We start from the raw sequence: 21,093 nt of genomic DNA, 5'->3' as shown, positions 1-21,093 counted from the left end.
GATCCTCACCGTTCGTCGTGGTCGGGGCCGCCGTACGCGGCGTCTTCGTCATCGGGTCCGCCGTGGGCGGGGTCTGGTCCGTCACCGCCGTACGCGGCCGCTTCCAGTTCGCTCAGCACCTGTTCCTCCACGAGTTCCGCCAGGGCGGCGACCGTGCGGGAGACCAGGACGTCGCGGGGGGTGAGCGTGACGCCGAACGCGTCGTTGGCGCGGGAGGCGATGAGCAGGGCGCGCAGGGAGTCGCCGCCGAGCAGGAAGTAGTCGTCCTCGGCGCCCACGGCCGTTTGGAGGGCCTCCTCCCAGAGCTCGGCCAGCGCCTCCTCGGTGGGCGTGCGGGGCGCCACGTACTCCGGCCGCTCCCGCTCCTGCCCGGCCGGTGCCGGGGCGGGCAGCGCGGCCCGGTCGGTCTTGCCGTTCTCGGTGAGCGGGAAGCGGTCCAGCACCACGAACGCCGACGGCACCATGTACCCCGGCAGCGAGCGGGCGGCCTGCTCGCGCAGTTCGGCGGCGATGGGCGGTTCGGCGCCGGGGGCCGTGAGCAGGTGGGCGACCAGGCGCGGCAGGCCCGGTTCGTCCTCGCGTACGGTCACCACGGCGTCCAGCACGCCGGGATGGCGTACCAGAACCGCCTCGACCTCACCCGCCTCGATGCGGTGGCCGCGCAGTTTCAGCTGGTGGTCGGTGCGGCCGAGGTAGTGCAGCTCGCCGGCGCCGTCCCGGCGCACCAGGTCGCCGGTGCGGTACATGCGGGTGCCGGGCGGCCCGAACGGGTCGGCGCGGAACCGGGCGGCGGTCAGTCCGGGCCGGCCGAGGTAGCCGCGGGCCAGCGCCGGTCCGCTCAGCCACAGTTCGCCGGGTACGCCGTCGGGGACCGGCCGCAGCCGGGCGTCGAGGACGTAGGCGCCGGTGGCGGGCAGCGGGCGGCCGATGGGCGGCGCGCTGCCGTCGGGCTCCAGCGGGGCGGACCAGGTGGCGACGACGGTGGCCTCGGTGGGGCCGTAGGAGTTGACCATGCGGTGGTGCGGGGCCCAGCGGGCGACGAGTTCCGCGCCGCACGCGTCGGCGCCGACGATCAGGGTCTTCAGGTCCGGCAGGGTGCCGGGGGTGTCGGCGGGCAGGGTGGCGAGCGCGGCCGGCGGCAGCAGGGTGTGCGTGACGCGTTCGGCGCGCAGTACGCCGGCGAGTTCGGCGCCGAGCAGCGGGCCGGGCCGGGGTACGACGAGCCGGGCGCCGTGCGGCAGGGACATGCACAGCTCCAGCACGGAGGCGTCGAAGCTGGGCGTGGCGAAGGCCAGTACCCGGTCCCCGGCGGCGACCTGGTAGTGGGCGGCCTCGGCGGCGCTGAACGCGGCGAGGCCCCGGTGGGTGACGACGACGCCCTTGGGGGTGCCGGTGGAGCCGGAGGTGTAGATGACGTAGGCCGGGTCGTCCGGGTCGAGCGGGCGCCTCCGGTCGGCGTCGGTGGGCCGGTGTCCGGGGGTGTCGTCCGGGGGTGCGGCGAGCAGGGCGGCGATCTCCTTGGCGTCCAGGGTCAGGGCGGGGGCGGCGTCGCGCAGCATCAGGGCGATCCGCTCCTCGGGGTAGGCGGGGTCCACCGGCAGGAACGCGGCGCCGGACTTGGCCACCGCGAGCTGGGCCAGCACCATGTCCGCCGAGCGGGGCAGCAGCAGCGCGACGAGGTCGCCGGGGCCGGCGCCGCGGGCGATGAGCCGGTGCGCCAGCCGGTTGGCCCGCGCCTCGGTCTCGGCGAAGGTGAGGAGCGTGCCGGGCGCGTCGAGCGCGGGCGCGGTGGGCCACCGGTCGACGGCGGCTTCCACCAGGGCGGGCAGGGTGGTGGCGGGCACCGGGCCGAGCGCGGGCCGGGACGGGCCGCGCAGCAGCCGTTCCCGGTACGCGGGCGGGAGCACGTCCAGGTCGTCGAGGCGGGCGGTGTCGTCCGGGGCGGCCAGCGCGTGCAGGGTGTGCAGCAGCTGTTCCGCCATCGAGTCGGCGGTCGACCGCTCGAAGCACCGGGGGTCGTAGCCGAGTTCGACGGTGAGCCGGTCGCCGGGCGAGACGACCACGGTGAGCGGGTAGTTGGTGGCCTCCCGGGCGTCCAGGTCGCGCAGCGCGAGCCCGTGCGCGCCCGCGGTCGTGTCCCCGACCGGATAGTTCTCGAACACCACCAGGCTGTCGAACAGTGACGTGTCCGGCGGGAGTTGGGTGTACGAATGCAGCTCGCCCAGGGGCAGGTGGTCGTGGCGGCGGTCCTCGGCCCGGGCCTCCTGGAGGCCGCGCAGCCAGGTGTCGCGGCGGGCCGCGCCGTCGACCTCGGTGCGGGCGGGCAGCGTGGTGATGAACAGGCCGGTGATGGTGTCGGCGCCGGGCAGTCCGGCGGGCCGCCCGGAGACGGTGGTGCCGAAGCAGACCTCCCGCTGACCGCTCCACCTCGCCAGCAGCAGCGCCCAGGCGCCCTGCACCAGGGTGTTGAGGGTGAGGCGGTGCCGGCGGGCGAACTCGTGCAGGCTCCGCGTCTGCCCGGGGTCGAGCCGACGGGACAGCCAGGTGCCGGAGCGGGCGGTGGTGCCGGGGGCGGGCCGCCGGTCGTACGGCAGCGGGGTGGGGGCGCCGAGCCCGGCCAGGGCGTGGCGCCAGTGTTCCTCGGCGGCGGCGGTGTCCCGGACGGCGAGCCAGGCGGCGTAGTCCGCGAACGGCCGGCGCTCGGGCAGCCGGGGCCGCTCGCCCCGGGTCAGGGCGGCGTGCGCGGCCATGACGTCGGACAGGACGTGGAAGACGCTCCAGCCGTCCAGCAGGACGTGGTGGAAGGTCCACACCACCCGGACCGCGTCCGGGCCGAGCCGGACCAGGGCGAGCCGCAGCAGCGGGGCCCGGTCCAGGGCGAGGCCCCGGGCCCGCTCGTCGGCGAGCAGCCGCTCCAGCTCCGTCGCCTGCCGTTCGGCCGGCAGCGCGCTCCAGTCGTGCTCGGTGACCGGCAGGGTCACGTGCCGGTGGACGACCTGGAGGGGCACCGGTACGCCGTGCAGGGCGACGGAGGTGCGCAGGACGGGGGTGTGGTCGACCACGTGCCGCCAGGCCGCGGCCAGCGTCGCGGGGTCGTGTGCGCCGTCGGCCACGAAGGTGATCTGCTCGACGTAGAGGCCGTGTTCGGCCTCGTCCAGGCCGTGCATCACCATGCCGGTCTGGGTGGGTGTGAGCGGGTAGACGTCGGTGACGCCGGCCCCGTCGCCGACGAGCCGGTCCACGGCCGCCTGGTCCAGCGGGGCGAGCGGGAAGTCCGAGGGGGTACGGCCGCCCGCGCCGGGTTCGGCGCAGTGCCGGATGATCGCGCGGAGTTCCTCCGCCAGCTCGGCCGCCAGCCGGGCCACGGTCTCCCGCCGGTGCCGGCCGCGCGAGTACGACCAGGTGAACTCGAGTCGGTCGTCCGTGACTTGGCCGAGAACGTCGAGGAGGTGCGGCCGGTTCGCGGAGCGGTCCATGCCGCCGGCAAGGCCGCCGTGGGGCGCGTGCAGCAGTCCGCCGGGGGCGGGGGCCGCGTCCGGCCGGCCCAGGTAGTTGAAGCAGACCGGCGGCAGGGCGGGCAGGTCACGGCCGGCGACGGGGCGCAGGTGGCGCAGCGCCCCGTAGCCGAGTCCGCCGTGCGGTACGGCCCGCAGGTTCTCCTTGACGGACTTCAGCGCGGTGCCGGGGCCGGCGTCCCGGGGCACGTCCAGGGCGACCGGGTACATCGCGGTGAACCAGCCGGTGGTGCGGGCCAGGTCGGTGTCCTCGAACAGCTGCTCGCGGCCGTGGCTCTCCAGGGTCACCGCCACCCGGTCCCGGCCGGTCCACCGGGCCAGGACCCGGCCCAGCGCGGTGAGCAGCACGTCGTTGACGCGGGTGCGGTACGCCTCGGGCACGTCCTGGAGCAGCCGGCGGGTCTCCTCGGCGTCGAGCCCCGCGGTCACGCTGTCCTCGTCGGCGACGGTGTTCGGGCCGCCGGGGTGGTCGACGGGCAGCGTGGTGTCGGTCTCCACCCCTTGCCAGTAAGGGAGTTCGGTATCGAATCCGCCCGCCTCGGTGTGTGCGGCGAGCCGTCGTGCCCAGTCCCGGAACGCGGTGCTCTTCGGGGCGAGGGCCGGCCGTCCGCCGTCCCGCAGCGCGCGGTAGGCGGTGTCCAGGTCCTCCAGGATCAGCCGCCAGGAGACGGCGTCCACGACCAGGTGGTGGGCGGCCAGCAACAGCACCGGACGCGCACCACCGGCCGGGCGTGTTCCGTCGGCCGGCCGGCACAGCGCGGCCCGCAGCAGCGGCCCGTCGGCCAGGTCGAACCCGGCGCCGAGGGCCTCGGCCACCGCTGCCGGGGCCGCCCCTTGGTGCACCTCCAGATGCGGGTCACGGTCGCCGGGCGGGGTGCCGTACTGCCGCCAACTTCCGTCCCGGGCCTGCTCGTAGCGCATGCGCAGCGCGTCGTGGTGCTCCAGTAGGACGGCCAGGGCGGCCTGCAGCAGCGTCTCGTCGGGGTCGGCGGCCAGCTCGTGGGCGACCGTCTGGCTGAAGTGGGCGGGATCGCCGGTGAGGGTGGACAGCAGCCAGTGCTGGACGGGGGTGAGCGGGGCGTCCCCGGTCACCGGGCCCTGCTCCGCGGAGACGGCGGTGACCGGCAACCGCTCGGCCACGGCGGCCAGTTCGGCGAGGGTCTGGTGGGTGAACAGGTGCCGGGGGGTCAGCGCGAGACCGGCCCGGCGGGCGGCGGACACGATGCGGATGCCGAGGACGGAGTCGCCGCCGAGCGTGAAGTAGTTGTCGTCCGCGCCGACTTCGGGCACGCCCAGCACCTCGGTCCAGATCGCGGCGAGGATCCGCTCGGCCTCGGTACGCGGCGGCCGCCCGGCCGTACCGGTGGCCGGCGCGGCCCACTCGGGCACGGGCAGCGCCCGCCGGTCGAGCTTGCCGGTGGCCCCCAGCGGCAGCCGCTCCAGCGGGACGACGAGGGCGGGGACGAGGTGGTCGGGCAGACTGCGGGCGAGGAAGGCACGCAGCTCGGCGGGGTCGGGGACGAGCGCGCCGGGCCCCTCCGCGCCGGCGGACATCGCCGACACCGGCACCCCGGAACCACCGGAACCCGGCACAGCCGCACCCCGCGCCCCGGAGTCGTCCACCGCGGCCGGTGTGCGGGGCACCACGTAGCCCACGAGACGGCGGTGACCGGCGTGTTCGATCACTCGGGCCGCCGCCGCGGCCACGGCCGGGTGGCGGGCCAGCGCGGCCTCGACCTCGCCGAGTTCGATGCGGAAACCGCGCACCTTGACCTGGTCGTCGCCGCGGCCGAGGTAGACGAGGTCGCCGTCGGCCGTCCAGCGGACCAGGTCGCCGGTGCGGTACATCCGGCTGCCCGGCGGGCCGAACGGGTCGGGCAGGAAGCGGGCGGCGGTCAGGCCGGGGCGGCCGAGGTAGCCGCGGGCGACACCGGTCCCGGCGAGGAACAGCTCCCCGGGGACGCCGACGGGCACCGGGCGCAGCCGTTCGTCCAGGACGTGGGCGCGGGCGCCGCCGAGCGGCCGGCCGATCGGCGGGTCCCGGTCGGGGTCGGCGGGGTCGCAGGTGAAGGCGGTGGCGTAGACGGTCGCCTCGGTGGGGCCGTAGATGTTGCGCACCTCGCTGCCGGGGACGGCGTCGCGGACCCGGCGTACGGTCCGGGCGGGCAGCCCCTCTCCCGCGAGGACGACGGTGTCGGCGGTGATCCGTACGGCGTCCTCGGCGAGCAGCCGGTCCAGGGCCGAGGGCACCGCGCTGAGCAGTCCGGCCCGCCAGGGCCCGGGGCGCTCGGCGAGGGCCAGCAGATCGCGGACGATCTCCACGCAGCCGCCGGACAGCAGCGGCGCGAAGATCTCGAAGACGGACACGTCGAAGTTGAGCGAGGTGGAGGCCACCACGTGGTCCAGTCCCCGCCCGGTGAACTCCGCCGCCGCCCAGTCGGTGAGGGCGAGCACGGAGGCGTGGCTGACGACGACGCCCTTGGGGCGGCCGGTGGAGCCGGACGTGTGGATGACGTAGGCCGGGTGGCCGGGCAGCAGGACGCTGTGCCGCTCGTCGTCGCCCACCGGGCTGTCCGGCGCCCCGGGTTCCGGGTCGTCGAGCAGGATCCGGGTGAAGGGGCCCTCGGGGAGCCGGCCGGCGGTCTCGGACGCGGTGATCACGGCGTCGGGCCGTACGTCCTCGAAGAGGAACGCGACGCGTTCGGCCGGGTACTGGGGGTCGACGGGCAGATAGCCGGCGCCGCTCTTGAGCACGGCGAGCAGCGCGGTGACCAGGTCGGCGGTGCGGGGCAGGCAGAGGGCGACGAAGCGTTCGGGTCCGGCGCCGGCGGCGATGAGCCGCCGGGCGAGCCGGTTGGAGCGGGCGTCGAGTTCGCGGTAGGTGAGTACCTGGTCGCCGTGGCGGACGGCCGGGGCGCCGGGGGTGCGCTCGGCCTGCCGGCGGAACGCGTCGGGCAGGGTGCCCCGGGGTGCCTCGGCCGGCCGTCCGCCGAACCGGGCGACCAGCGCCCGTTCCTCGGCCGGGTCCAGCAGCGGCAGGTCGGCCAGGCGGCGGTCGAGGCCGCCGGCCATGCCGGTGAGCAGGGTGCGCAGGCTCTCGCCGAGCGCGGTGACCGTGGCGGTGTCGAAGGCGGCCGGGTCGTGGTCCAGGTTCACGGTGAGGGTGTCGCCGGGCGCGACGACCACGCTGAGCGGGTAGTTGGTCGGCTCCAGGTCCCGTTCCGGTTCCATGGTGAGGCCGTGCCGGGCCGGCGCGTCCGCGTCGAAGGGGTAGTTCTCGAAGACCACGAGGGAGTCGAACAGGCTGGTGCCGCCCGGAAGTTCGCTCCAGGACTGGATCTGGGCCAGCGAGACGAAGTCGTGGCGGCGGGCCTCGGACTGGGCGGTCTGGATCTCGCGCAGCCACTCGGGCAGCGGGCGGGAGCCGTCGACGCGGACCCGGGTGGGCAGGGTGTTGATGAACAGGCCCACCATCGAGGTGACGCCGGGCAGTTCGGCGGGCCGGCCGGAGACGGTGGTGCCGAACACCACGTCGGTGCCGCCGCCGTAGCGGGACAGCAGCAGCGCCCAGGCGCCCTGGAGCACGGTGTTGAGGGTGAGCCCGTGGCGCTGGGCGGTCTCCCGCAGCCGGGCGGAGAGGTCCGGGCCGAGGGTCATGCGCACGGAGCCGGAGGAGGAGGTGCGGTGGGCCCCGTCGGGCCGCCGGTCGCGGGGCAGTTCGGTGGGTGCCTGGAAGCCCGCGAGGGCGGTGCGCCAGTACCGCTCGGCCTTGCCGGTGTCGCGCCCGGCGAGCCAGCGCAGATAGTCGGCGAAGGGCTTGCGCTCGGGGGTGTGCGGGCGGCGTCCGGAGGTCAGGGCGGCGTACCGCTCGCACACCTCCTCGAAGACCTGGGCGGCGCTCCAGCCGTCGAGCAGGACGTGGTGGAAGGTCCACACCAGGCGGACCCGGTCCGGGCCCAGCCGGATCAGGGTCAGTCGCATGAGGGGCGCGGCGGCGAGGTCGATGCCCCGTTCGCGGTCCTCGGCGAGCAGCCGGTCCAGTTCGGGTGCGCGGCGCTCCTCGGGCCAGGCGGACCAGTCGTGGTGGGTGACGGGCACGGTGGCCCGGTGCCGGACGACCTGGAGCGGTTCGGGGGTCTCCTGCCAGACCAGGCCGGTGCGCAGCACGGGGTTGGCGTCGGCGGTGTGCTGCCAGGCTTCGGCGAGCGCGTGCGGGTCGGTGACGCCGGCCAGCACGAGCTGGACCTGGTTGACGTAGGTGCGGCCGGCGGGGTCGAGCAGGCTGTGGAAGAGCATGCCCTCCTGCATCGGCGTGAGCGGGTAGATGTCCTGCACGTCCCGGCCGTCGCCGGCGATGCGGTCCACGGCGGCCTGGTCGAGCCGGGCCAGCGGGAAGTCCGAGGGGGTGCGGCCGCCCGCGTCGGGGCGGGCGCAGTGGGCGACGATGCCGCCGAGCGCGTCCAGCATGCCCTCGGCGAGGGCGGTGACGGTCTCCTCGCGGTGGCGTCCGCCGCTGTAGTGCCAGGTGATCTCCAGCCGGTCGTCCTCGACCCGGGCCACGACGTCCAGCAGGTGCGGCCGCTCGGTGTCCGGTGCCTCCGCGCCGCCCAGGCCGCCGGGCACCGCCCGGACCAGGGCGGCGTCGTCGGGGGACCAGTCGAAGCGGCCCAGGTAGTTGAAGCTGATGCCGGGTTCGGGGGCGGTGGTGAGCCGTGGGTCGCGGGCGAGGTGGCGCAGTACGCCGTAGCCGAGTCCCCGGTCGGGTACGGCCCGCAGCTGTTCCTTCACCGCCTTCAGGGCGGTGCCCCAGTCCCCCGCCGGGACGGTCAGGGCGACCGGGTGGAGCGCGGTGAACCAGCCGACCGTGCGGGACAGGTCGACGTCCTCGGCCCACCGGTCCTCGCGCCCGTGTCCCTCCAGGCCGACGGCGACGGTGGCGCGCCGCGTCCAGCCGGCGAGGACCCGGCCCAGCGCGGTGAGCAGGACGTCGTCCACGCGGGTGCGGTAGACGCCGGGCACCCGGCGCAGCAGGGCGTCGGTGCGCTCGCGGTCGAGCCGTACGGTCACCTCGCGGAGGTCGGCCATGGTGTTGCCGCCGGCCGAGTCGACGGGCAGGGGTTCGGCGCACGCGCGGGCGGTCCGCTCCCAGTGGGGCAGCTGACCGGTGAGGTCCCGCTCACCCAGCCGGCGGACCCACTCGGCCGCGGACGTGGTGCGGGCGGGCAGCCGTACGGGCTCGCCGGTGGCGGCCTGCCGGTAGGCGGTCTCCAGGTCCTCCAGCAGGATCCGCCAGGAGACGCCGTCGACCACCAGGTGGTGGGCGACGAGCAGCAGCCGGGCGGGCCCGGTGCCGTCGGCGGTGAACAGGCGGGCGACGAACAACGGGCCTGTGTCCAGGTCGAGTTGCGCGTGGGTCGCCGCCGTGACGCCTTCCTCGTCCCGCAGGGCGTGGACCCGGAGCAGCTCGGGGGCGGGGCTGTCGTGGGCGGTGATGTCCTGGTGCCAGGCGCCGTCGCCCTCGCGGTGGAACCGCGCGCGCAGGGCGTCGTGGTGGGTCCACAGCGCGGTGAGGGCGCGGCGCAGGGCGTCCTCGTCCACCGGGCCGGGCGTCTCGATGACGACGGACTGGTTGAAGAAGGCGGGGTGCGCGGGCCGGGCGTCCAGGAACCAGTGCTGGATCGGGGTGAGGCCGGCCGGTCCGGCGACCGGTGCGGTGCCGGCGACGGCGGACGCGGCGCCGCCGCCCGCGGCGGCCAGTGCGGCCACCGTGGGGTGCCGGAACAGGTCGCGGGGGGTGAGGGCGAGTCCGGCGGCGCGGGCCCGGGAGACCACCTGGATGCTGAGGATGGAGTCGCCGCCCAGCATGAAGAAGTTGTCGTCCACGCCGACGCGTTCGACGCCGAGCAGTTCGGCCCAGATCCCGGCGAGGGTCCGTTCGGTGTCGGTGCGCGGTTCGCGGTGGGCCCGGTCGGCGCCCGCCGCCCAGTCGGGGGCGGGCAGCCGCCGCCGGTCGACCTTGCCGTTGGCCGTCAGCGGCAGCTCGGGCACGGTGACGAACGCGGCGGGCAGCATGTAGTCGGGCAGTCCGGCGGCCAGGTGGGCGCGCAGCCCGGCGGCGGAGGGCACGTCGGCGCCTTCGGCCGGTACGAGGTGGGCGGCGAGCCGTTTGCGTCCGGCGTCCTCGTACAGGGAGACGACGGCCTCGGCGACGGCGGGGTGGGCGGTGAGGCGGGCCTCGATCTCGGCGGGTTCGACCCGGAAGCCGCGGATCTTGATCTGGTCGTCCGCGCGGCCGACGAAGTGCAGTTCGCCGTCGGCACTCCAGCGCACGAGGTCGCCGGTGCGGTACATCCGGGTGCCGGGCGGCCCGTAGGGGTCGGCGACATAGCGGGCGGCGGTCGCGCCGGGCCGGCCCGCGTAGCCCCGGGCCAGGCCCGCGCCCGCGATGTACAACTCACCGGGAACGCCTGGCGGTTGGGGCTGGAGCGAGGCGTCCAGGACGTAGACGCGGGTGTTGTCCAGGGGGCGGCCGATGGGCAGGACGGCGGGCAGCGGGTCGCCGGAGCGGAAGACGCGGCGGGTGGCGAAGGTGGTGGTCTCGGTGGGGCCGTAGCCGTCCACGACGGTCAGCTCGGGGCAGGCGTCCAGGACCCGGCGGACGACCGCGCCGGGCACGGCCTCGCCGCCGGTCCACACCTCGCGGGCGCCGCGCAGGCAGCCGGGGTCCTCCTGGGCGAGCAGCCGGAACAGGCCGGCGGTCAGCCACAGGCAGGTCACGCCCCGCTCGGTGACGGCGCGGCGGACCTGGGCGGCGTCGAGGCCGGCGGGCGGGGCGAGGACGGCCGTGCCGCCGCGCAGCAGCGGCACCCACACCTCGTAGGTGGCGGCGTCGAAGGCGTGCGGCGAGTGCACGAGGACCCGGTCGTGTCCGGCGAAGGCCCGGTCCAGGGCGAGCGCGACGACGTCCCGCTGCCGCACCGCGACCCCCTTGGGGGTGCCGGTGGAGCCCGAAGTGAACATCAGGTACTGGACGTTGTCGGGGTGGACGGTGTGCGCCGGCCCGGCGTCGGGTGCGCGGGATGTGTCGTCCACCCGCAGGATCCCGCCCTCGGGAAGCAGTTCGCGGGCCGTACGTTCCCGGCCGGCGTCGGTGAGCATCAGGTCGGCACCCGCCTCGGAGAGCATCCGGCGCAGCCGTTCGGCCGGGGCCCTGCCGTCCAGCGGCACGTACACGCCGCCGGTGCGCACGAGGGCCAGCTGGGCGACGATCAGTTCCGCCGACCGGTCCATGAGCACGCCGACCGGGCGTTCCGGCCGTACCCCGAGTCCGGCCAGGCGGACCGCTAACTCGCCTGCCCGGGCGTCAAGTTCGCGATAAGTGAGGCGGGTGTCTCCGGCGTCCAGGGCCACGGCGTCGGGAGTGCGGCGCACCTGCTCGGCGAAGAGGGCGGCGACGGTGGTGTCCCGCAGACCGGTGGCGGTGTCGTTCCAGGCGCGCAGCACCTGCGCGCGGCGCTCCGGGGCGAGCAGCGGCAGCCGGGCGGGCGGGCGGTGCGCGCCGGCGGGCAGGTGGGTGAGCAGGACGGTCAGGTACTCGGCCATGCGCTCGGCCGTCGCGGTGTCGAACAGGGCGGGGTCGTAGCCGAGCCGCAGCGTCAGCTCCGGGCCCGGGTAGGCGGTCAGGCTCAGCGGGTAGTTGGTGGTCTCGACGCCCTCCAGGCCGCTGAGGCGCAGCCCGTGGGCGGCGGCGAGGTCGTCGTCGACCGGGTAGTTCTCGAAGACCACGATGCTGTCGAACAGTCCGGCCCGCTCGGGGAGTCCGGTGAACGTCTTCAGCCGGGTGAGCGGCAGGTGGTCGAAGCGGCGGTCCTCGCTCTGGTCGTGCTGGAGGGCGCGCAGCCAGTCCAGCAGGGTGCCGTGGCCGGGGACGGTGACCCGGGTGGGCAGGGTGGTGATGAACAGACCGGTCATGGTGTCGGCACCGGGCAGCTCGGGCGGCCGTCCGGCGACGGTGGTGCCGAACACCGCCTCGTCCCGGCCCGCCTGCCGGGCCAGCAGCAGCGCCCAGGCGCCCTGGACCAGGGTGTTGAGGGTGAGGCCGGAGGTCCGGGCCAGCTCCTTGAGGGCCCGGGTGGCGGCCGGGGGCAGCGCGCGGCGCACGGCGTGGGTGGATTCGGCGCGGTGGGCCTCGCGCGGCTCGCGGTCGTAGGGCAGCGGGGTGGCCTCGGCCAGCCCGGACAGGCGGCGGCGCCAGTGCCGTTCGGCCGGGGCGAGGTCACGGCGCCGCAGCCAGGCCACGTAGTCCCGGTACGGCGGGCGGTGCGGGAGGGTGCCGGGGGCGGCCCCGGCGTGGTGGGCGAAGACGTCCGAGAGGACCTGGAACAGGCTCCAGCCGTCCAGCAGCAGATGGTGGAAGGTCCACACCACGCGCACGGCGGTCCCGGACAGGCGGGCCAGGAGGAGGCGTTGGAGCGGGGCCCGCCCGAGGTCGATGCCCTCGGCACGGTCCCGGGCGAGCACGTCGTCCAGGCGGGCGCGGCGCTCGTCCTCGGTCAGGTCGCGCCAGTCCAGGTGGGTGACCGGCAGGTCCGCGTGGCGCGCCACCACCAGCAGCGGCTCGGGCACGTCCTGCCAGACGACCCGGGAGCGCAGCGTCTCGGTGCGGTCGGTCACGTGCTGCCAGGCGGCGGCGAGGGCGCCCGGGTCGGGCACGCCGTCCAGGACGAACGTCAGCTGCTGGAGGTAGACGCCGCGGTCGTCCTGGGACAGGCCGTGGAAGAGCATGCCCGCCTGGGTGGGGGTGAGCGGGTACACGTCCGCCACCGCCGCCGGGTCCGGGCCGGTGATCCGGTCGACGGCGGCCTGGTCGAGCCGGGCCAGCGGGAAGTCGGACGGGGTACGGCCGGCGGCACCCGGGCGGGCGGCGTACCGGGCCAGGTCGGCGAGCGCGGCGGCGTACCGCCCGGCGAGGTCGGCGACCTCCTCCCCGCGCTGCGGCCCGTCGGCGTAGAACCAGGTGAACTCCAGTTGCCCGTCCACGAGTTGCCCCACGACCTCCAGGGCGTGCGGGCGGGCGGCGGCCGGGTCGGCGTCCAGCTCCAGCGGGCGTACGGTGCCTCGGTAGAGGCCGTCGGGGTCCTGCGGCAGCTCCATCCGGCCCAGGTAGTTGAAGCTGATCCGCGCGTCGGCGGCGGGCGGCGCCGCCCCGGGACCGGCGAGCCGGCGCAGCACGTCGTACCCCAGGCCGTGCCGGGGTACGGCGCGCAGCTGCTCCTTGACGCGCTTCAGTACGGTGTCCCAGCCGGCGTCCTCCGGGACGGTGAGCGCGACGGGGTACCGGGTGGTGAACCAGCCGGCCGTGCGGCTGATGTCCAGCTCGGGGAAGAGGTCCTCGCGGCCGTGTCCCTCGACGTCGACCAGCACCCGGTCCCGGCCGCTCCAGCCGCACAGGGCCCGGCCGAGGGCGGCGAGCAGGACGTCGTTGGCCCGGGTGCGGTAGGTGTCGGGCAGGGTACGCAGCAGTGCCGAGGTGTCCTCGGGGCTCAACCGCACGGTGTGCGCGCGCTGTTGGGCGTAGGTGCCGGCCGGTCCCGTCGGCAGCGCGGGGGCGGGCTCGGACAGGGTCCGGGCCCAGTACGCGCGTTCGTCGTCGAAGCCGCCGTCCGCCGCGTGGGCGGCGAGCCGGTGGGCCCACCGGCGCAGCGGCGAGGACTTGGCGGGCAGCGCGGCGGCACCGTCGCGGCCGGTGCGGCGGGCCCGGTAGGCGCGGTCCAGGTCCTCCAGCAGCAGCCGCCAGGAGACGCCGTCGACCACCAGGTGGTGGACGGCGAGATGCAGCACGGAGGGCCGGCCGGTGCCGGTGTCGTGCAGCACGGCCCGCAGCAGCGGTCCCCGGGCGAGGTCGAAGGGGCCGAAGTGGGGGGTGTCGGTCTCCGGTCCGGTGTGGCGGGCCAGGCGGAGGCGGGGCGCCCGCTCCTCGACCGCCCAGGCGGGCCGGCCGTCCGTGCCGTCGGCGGTGAAGCGGGAGCGCAGGGCGTCGTGGTGGGCGACCAGGTCGTTCAGCGCGGCCTCGAGTGCCGCCGGGTCCAGGTCCGCGGGCAGCCGGACGGACAGCGCCTGGGCGAAGTGGCCGGCGCGTTCGGCGGCGGTGTCGAACAGCCAGTGCTGGATGGGGGTGAGGGGGGCGGTGCCGGTGGCCGCCTCCGGTGCGGGGGCGGCCTCGCGCGGGCCGCCGGCGGCGTCCGCGCGGCGGGCCAGGGCGGCCACCGTCTGGTGCTGGTAGACGTCCCGGGAGGTCAGCGGCAGGCCCTCCTGCCGGGCGCGGGCCACCACCTGGATGCTGAGGATCGAGTCGCCGCCGAGTTCGAAGAAGTTGTCGTCGACGCCGATCCGCTCCGCCCGCAGCACCTCCGCCCAGATCGCGGCGAGCGCGCGCTCGGTGGGCGTGCGGGGCGCGACATGCCGTACCGCGCGCACGGCGGGCCCGGGGTCGGGGAGCCGGCCGCGGTCGAGCTTGCCGTTGGGGCTGAGCGGCAGGGCGTCCAGCACGACGACGGCCGAGGGGACCATGTAGTCGGGCAGCGTGCGGCCCAGTTCCCGGCGTACGGCCTCGGGTTCGGTGCGCTGTCCGGCGGCCGGGACGACGTAGCCGACCAGGCGCCGGTGGCCGTCGCGGTCCGTGGCGGCGACGGCGGCGGCCTCGGTCACACCGGCGCAGCCGCGCAGCGCCTCCTCCACCTCGCCCAGCTCGATGCGGAAGCCGCGCACCTTGACCTGCTGGTCGGTCCGGCCGACGTACTCCAGCGTGCCGTCGGCGCGGCGGCGCACCAGGTCGCCGGTGCGGTACATGCGCTCCCCCGGCGCGCCGAACGGATCGGCGACGAACCGGGCGGCGGTCAGTCCGGGACGGTTCAGGTAACCGCGGGCCAGCCCGCCGCCCCCGAGGTACAGCTCGCCGGTGACGCCGACGGGTCGGGGCCGCAGGGCGCCGTCCAGGACATAGGCCCGGGTGAGCGCCACCGGGGCGCCGATGGGCGGGGCCTGCCCGGGCAGCCGGTCCCCGGCGAACCAGGCGGTGGCGTACACGGTGGCCTCGGTGGGGCCGTAGATGTTGGCGATGCGGCAGCCGGGCAGGGCGGCGCGCAGCTCGTGCAGCGTCTGGGCGGGCAGGGCCTCGCCGGCGAGGACGACGGTCCCGGCGGTCACGGGTGCGGCGCCGCCCGCGATCAGCCGGGAGACGACGGACGGTACCCCGCTGAGCAGCCCGGCCCGCCGTGGTCCGGTGCCGTCGGCGAGGGCCGGCAGGTCGGCGACCACCTCGACGGTGCCGCCGGCCGTGAGCGGGCAGAGCAGTTCGAAGACGGAGACGTCGAAGTTGAGGGAGGTCGCGGCGATCACATGGTCCAGCCCCTCGGCGCCGAACCGCTCCCCCGCCCACCGGGCCAGCGCGGCGACGGTGCGGTGGGTGACCACCACCCCCTTGGGGCGGCCGGTGGAGCCGGAGGTGTAGATGACGTACGCGGGGTGGTCCGGCAGCAGCGGGCGGAGCCGGTCGGCGTCGGTGAGGTCCGTGTCGGGCACCGCCGGGCCGGTGGCGTCCTCCAGGAACAGCGGGTCGCAGTCCGGGGGCAGGGCGGCGGCGGTCTCCCGGGTGGCGACGACGAGGGCGGGCCGGGCGTCGGCGAGCATGAGCCGGACCCGCTCGGCGGGGTAGCCGGGGTCGACGGGGAGGTAGGCGGCGCCCGCGGTGAGCACCGCCCACAGCACGGGCACGAGGTCGGCGGTGCGCGGCAGGCACAGGGCGACCAGGGTCTCCGGGCCCGCGCCGCGCGCTATGAGCCGCCGGGCCAGCCGGTTGGCGCGCCGGGCCACCTCGGCGTACGCCAGCCGGTCCGGTCCGCAGATCACCGCCGTACGGCCGGGGGTGCGGGCCGCCTGGCCGTGCAGCAGTTCGGGCAGCGTGACGTGCCCGGTCTCCCGGAGCCGGCGGGCGGGCGGGTTCCAGCTGTCCACCAGGGTGCGCTGCTCCGCGGCGGAGAGCATGGGCAGTTCGGCCAGGGTGCGGCCCGGACCGTCCGCCATGCCCTCCAGCAGGCGGTGCAGATGGGCGGTCATCCGGGCCACGGTCGCCGGGTCGAACAGGTCCGTGTTGAACTCGGCGGTCAGGACCGAGCCGCCGTCCGGGTCCGGGGTGAACTCCAGGACCAGGTCGAAGCGGGCGGCCGGGCGGGGCAGCGGGTGCTCGGCCAGACGCAGTCCCCCGGCGAGCGGCGGCACGGGCAGCGGGCTCTGCTGTACGACGAGCGCCTGGACCAGCGGGGTGCGGCTGGGGTCGCGGGGCGGGGCGAGTTCCTCCACCACGCGGTCGAAGGGCACGCCGTCGTGGGCGAAGGCGTCCAGCACGGTCGTCCGCACGCTCTCCACGAACCGGTCCACGGTGACCCGCTCGTCCACTTCCCCACGCAAGACCACCGTGTTGGCGAAGAACCCGGGCACGTCCTCCAGGTCCCGCCGGCCGCGCCCGGTGGTGACGGTGCCGAACGCGATGTCCCGCTGTCCGGAGTAGCGGGAGAACAGCAGCGCGGAGGCGCCCGCGAACAGGGTGAACAGCGTGGTGCCGCGGCCGGCGGCCAGCCGGCGCAGCCGGGACACCAACTCGGCGGGCAGCACGTGCCGGTGGGCCGCGCCGACGGTGGTGCGCACGGCGGGACGCGGCCGGTCCGTGGGCAGCTCCAGCTGCTGAAGTCCCGCCAAGTGCCGCTTCCAGTACGCGAGATCGGCGGTGTCCGCGTCACCGGACCGCTGCCGCCGCTCCCACAGCGCGAAGTCCGGGTACTGCACGGCGGGTTCGGCCAGCCCGGCGGGCTCGCCGGTGACCTCGGCCTCGTAGAGGGCCGCGAGTTCGCGGGTGAGGATGCCGACCGACCAGCCGTCGGTGACGATGTGGTGCTGCGCCAGGAGCAGTACGTGCTCCTCGGCGCCCAGCCGGACGAGCAGCGCCCGGGTGAGCGGGCCCGCCGCAAGGTCGAAAGGCCGCTCCAACTCCTCGGTGAGCAGCGCCTCCACGGCCTCCTCGGCGTCCGGAGCGCCGGAGAGGTCGGCCGTCCGCAGCGGCAGCTCCGGCTGCGGCGCGACCCGCTGGACGCCCTGGCCGTCGGCGGTGGCGAAGGTGGTGCGCAGGGACGCGTGGCGGGCCGCGAGCCGGTACAGGGAGCGACGCAGCGCGTCGGGGTCCAGGGCGCCGCGCAGTCTCAGGGCCACGCCGGTGTTGTACTCGGTGCCGCCGTCGGAGAGGTCGTCCAGGTACCACAGCCGTCGCTGCGCGCTGGACAACGGCAGGGCGCCTTCGGCCGGGGCCGGCGGGATCGGCTCCCGGGCCGCGGTGGCCGACGGGTCGGCGAGCAGCGGGGCGAGGGCGGCGACGGTCCGCGCGGTGAACACGTCCCGCAGGGTCAGCCGGACCCCCAGCTCGTCCCGGACCCGGGCCAGCACCCGGGCGGCGAGCAGGGACTCGCCCCCGAGCTCGAAGAAGTCGTCGGTCACCCCGACCGCGTCGACACCCAGCACCTCGGCCCAGATCGCGGCGAGCGCCCGCTCCCCCTCCGACCGGGGCGCCACCCGCCCGCCCCCGACTGCACGATCCGGCGCGGGCAACGCCCGCCGGTCGATCTTGTGCTGCGGGGTCAGCGGCATCCGCTCCAGCACCACGACGACGGCGGGCACCATGTGCGCGGGCAACAGACGGCCTACGGCGGCACGGAGGGAGACGGGATCGAGCGACTGCGCGGGGGTGGCCGGGACGGCGGCCGGGGCGGCGGGTTCACGGGGCTCGGCGGAGCCGGTCGGAGCGGCGGAGGCAACCGGCCCGGCGCCACCGGTCGGGGCGACGGAGCTGGGCCGCCCGGCGAAAGCGCGAGGCTCACCGGAGTCGGCCGGAGCGGCCGAGTTGTCCGGCCCAGCGGCACCAGCCGGGACTGCGGCATCACGCGACTCGGCGACGTCAGTCGGCTCGGCGCCCGCCAGGGCCGCGGAGCCGGCCCGCTCGGTGGCGTCGGCCGGGGCAGCGGCATCGCGTGGCTCGGCGGAGTCGGACACGGCGGCCGGGTCGACCGGCTCGGCAGCGCCGACCGGACCGGCGGCATCGCGGGGCTCACCGGAGTCGGACACGGCGGCCGGGTCGACCGGCTCCGCGTCGACGGTCGGGGTGGTGGGTGCCTGCTGTTCCGCCGGGGTGACGTAGGCGACGAGGCGCCGGTGGCCCGGATCGTCCTCGCGGACCACGACCACCGCCTCACCGACCGCCCCACCGCCCGCGCGCCGCAGGGCCGCCTCGATCTCGCCGGGCTCGATGCGGAAGCCGCGGATCTTCACCTGCCGGTCCAGCCGGCCCAGGAACTCCAGTTCCCCGTCGGCGGTCCAGCGCGCCCGGTCCCCGGTGCGGTACAGCCGCGCGCCGGGCGTGCCGAAGGGGTCGGCGACGAAGCGCGCGGCGGTCAGGCCCGGCCGGCCCAGGTACCCCCGGGCCACCGCGTCACCACCGACGAACAACTCCCCGTCCGCACCGGGCGGCACGGGCCGCATCGCGGCGTCCAGGACGTACACCCGCGTGTGCGGCAGGGCACCGCCGATCGTCGGCGTGCCCCGGCCGGCGGTGAGCGGCCCGGTCCAGGTCGCGACGATGGTGGCCTCGGTCGGACCATAGGAGTTGATCATGCGGCGGCCGGGCGCCCAGCGGTCCACGAGCCCCGCCGGGCAGGCCTCGGCGCCCACGATCAGCGTGCGCAGGTGGCGCGCGGTGCCCTGCGCGGGGTCGGGCAGGGTGGCCAGCGCGGCGGGCGGGATCAGGGCGTGGGTGATGCGGTACTCGTCCAGGACCGCCGCGAGTTCGTCGCCGAGCCACGGCCCGTGCGGCGGTACGACCAGCGTGGCGCCGCACAGGACGGACACGCACAGCTCCAGCACGGAGGCGTCGAAGCTCGGCGAGGAGAACTGGAGCACCCGGTCGCCGGGACCCACCGCGTACCGTTCGGCGGCGGCCGAGGTGAAGCCGCCGAGGCCACGATGGGTGACCGTGACGCCCTTGGGGGTGCCGGTGGAGCCGGAGGTGTAGATGACGTACGCCGCGTGGCCGGCGCCGGCGCCGGTCCGCCGGCCGGTGTCGTCCTCGGCGGCCGGCGGCTCGCCCGTCTCCAGCAGTTCGCCGACCCGGCGCGGATCGTCGAGGGTGACGGCGGGCCCGGCGTCGGCGAGCATCAGCGCCCGGCGTTCGGCGGGGTAGGCGGGGTCCACCGGAAGGAAGGCGGCCCCCGCCCGCGCGACGGCCAGTTCGGCCGCGATCAGCTCCATGGAGCGCGGCAGGACCAGGGCCACCACCCGGTCCGGCCCGGCTCCCCGCCGTACCAGGTGCGCGGCCAACCGCTCGGCGCGGGCGGCCAGTTCCCGGTAGGTCCAGGTCCGCCGCCCGTCGGTGAGGGCCGGTGCGTCCGGGGTGCGGGCCACCCAGGCGGTGAACAGCTCGCCGAGCGTCGGATGCGCCGGTGCCGCGTCGCTCTCCGGCAGGCCGGCGGCGGGGCCGCTCTGCGGCAGGGAGGACGCCGGAGCGGGCTTGTCGTGCAGGTCCGTCATGGGTGAAGTCCTTCGGAGAGCGGGGCGATACGGCGCGGGGCGGCCCCGGTGGGCCCCGGGGCGGGGGGAGGGCGCGGGTCACCGCGAGTACGTGACGGGGGCGGCAGTGCGGGGCGGGCGGCGGTGATCGGTGTCCGGGTGCGGTGACCGGTGCCTGGTGTCCGGGAGCGGTGCCGGGCGGCCTGAAGCGATGCCTGGTCCGCGACGACGCACGAACCCGTCGCACCGGGACGCTGCGAACCGCCCCGCACCGCACCGGCGGCCAGGACCACGGCCGGAGCCGAACCCCCGGGCCCACGGCAGCCACCGGCTCCCCGCCGGCCGTACCCGCGAAACCGGCCACACCAACGCGACCGAAGCGAGAAGCGAACGGGAACCGGAACCGGGATTCGACACCGCAACCAGGGCAGCGACAGCCCCGGAGCCGGACTGGAACCGGCACGGCTCCGGCACCGGGTGAGACCGGCTCCGAAACCGCCACTGGCGGTGCCCCGCCTCAGCCGTCGTCGGTCCGGCGGGCCGTGCGTCCGGAGATCTGCACCCGGTCGACCCGGCCGGTGGCCGGATCGCGGTGGAATCGTCCGCCGGGTTCGAGCCGCCCGGTGACCGGATCGCGCAGATCGCAGGACAGGTCGGCGTAACAGACCAGCGGGAGGGGCAGGTCCCCGTCCACGGAGAGGGCCGGCGCGCCGTCGGGGCCGGGCGCGACCCGGTAGGTCGTGGTGCCGTTGCGGTACGTGCCCGCGCAGCCGGGCAGGTCGACGGGCCTTCCCCGGTCCGCGGTGTGCGGCCCGGCCGGCACCGGGATGCCGGTGAGCCGGGTCACCTCCTCGGCGAGGTCGCGCCAGAGGGCGGTCGCGGACCCGGAGTTGCCGGTGAAGGCGACCACGACCCCGCTCTCCGGGTCCACCCGCAGATGGCAGGACGTGCCCTGGGCGTTGCCGTCGTGGCCGCACCAGATCCGGTCGTCCCGCCGGTACAGGGCCAGTCCGGGGCCCCAGCCGTCGGCCAGCGTGCCGGGCCGGGCGGCGCTCTCGGGCCGGCGCATCTCCTTGGCGACGGCGGGCGGCAGCAGGTCCGAGCGGCCGGTGAGCGCGTTGCCGAACGCGACCAGGTCCAGGGCGCTCGCGAGCAGCGCGCCGGCCGGTGCCTCCAGCGGTGCCAGGTTCTGCCGGGCCGGACGGGCCCGTCCGGTCGCGGTGTTGACGGCATGCCCGGCGGCCACGGGGCGGGCGGGCGCGGTGTCACCGGTGAACGCGGACCGGATGCCGAGGGGTTCGAGGAGCAGCGCCCGGACCGCCTCGGGCCACGGCATGCCGGTGACCGTCTCCACCAGCCGTCCGGCGGCGACGTAGCCGGCGTTGGAGTAGGAGAAGTCGGTGCCGGGCGCGAACAGCAGGTCGCGGTCGGTGCAGACGGCCGCGAGATAGCGGGCGGCGGTGGTCGTGGCGGCGGTGTCCGAATCGGGCCCGGTGGGCAACCCGCCGGTGTGGGCGAGAAGGTGACGTATCGTCACCTCGGGTATCCCGGCCAGTTCGGGGAGCTGGCCGGCGGCGGGTTCGTCCAGGTCGAGGTCGCCGTCGTCGGCCAGGAGCAGGACGAGCGCGGCGGTGAAGGGTTTGGTGAGCGAGCCCAGCGGGACGGCGGTGTCCGCGGTGAAGGGGCTGCCGGTCGTGACGTCGGCCGTGCCGGTGTGTACGGCGATCACGTCCGTGCCGGTGTCCAGGGCCAGTTGGGCTCCGGGCACCCGGTGGGTCCGGGCGAGGGCGTCGAGACGGTCCTGCAACTCCCGGTGCGGTTCCCGCGACTCCCGGGGCGAGGGGGACGGTGTCCGGGAGGCGGCCGGAGCGGCGGGGATGGTGTACGGCATGAGAAGGGGACTCCGTTGGATGGGTCTGTGGTGCGGGCGTGCCGGTCCGGCCCGTGACGAGCGGTGCGGGGGCCGGCCGGAGGG

At 76.4% G+C, this 21,093-nt stretch carries 2 protein-coding genes; both read right to left on the bottom strand.

Features of this window, described 5'->3' with window-relative positions; genetic code table 11:
- Nucleotides 1–5: 5 nt before the first annotated feature.
- Nucleotides 6–19,139: a non-ribosomal peptide synthetase gene (locus tag HB370_RS35710; protein WP_078637460.1), complete on the bottom strand. Its 19,134-nt coding sequence runs from the start codon at nt 19,137–19,139 to the stop codon at nt 6–8.
- Nucleotides 19,140–19,635: 496 nt separating this feature from the next.
- Nucleotides 19,636–21,009 (bottom strand): serine hydrolase domain-containing protein, encoded by a 1,374-nt coding sequence (locus HB370_RS35705; RefSeq protein WP_030779990.1) that lies wholly within the window; start codon nt 21,007–21,009, stop codon nt 19,636–19,638.
- Nucleotides 21,010–21,093: the final 84 nt, after the last annotated feature.

The organism is Streptomyces sp. DSM 40868, from assembly GCF_011820545.1.
In the GTDB taxonomy this organism is placed as follows: Bacteria; Actinomycetota; Actinomycetes; order Streptomycetales; family Streptomycetaceae; genus Streptomyces; species Streptomyces eurythermus.
The sequence above is the reverse complement of the archived record's forward strand: the minus strand, read 5'-3'. Positions and strand labels throughout refer to the sequence as shown.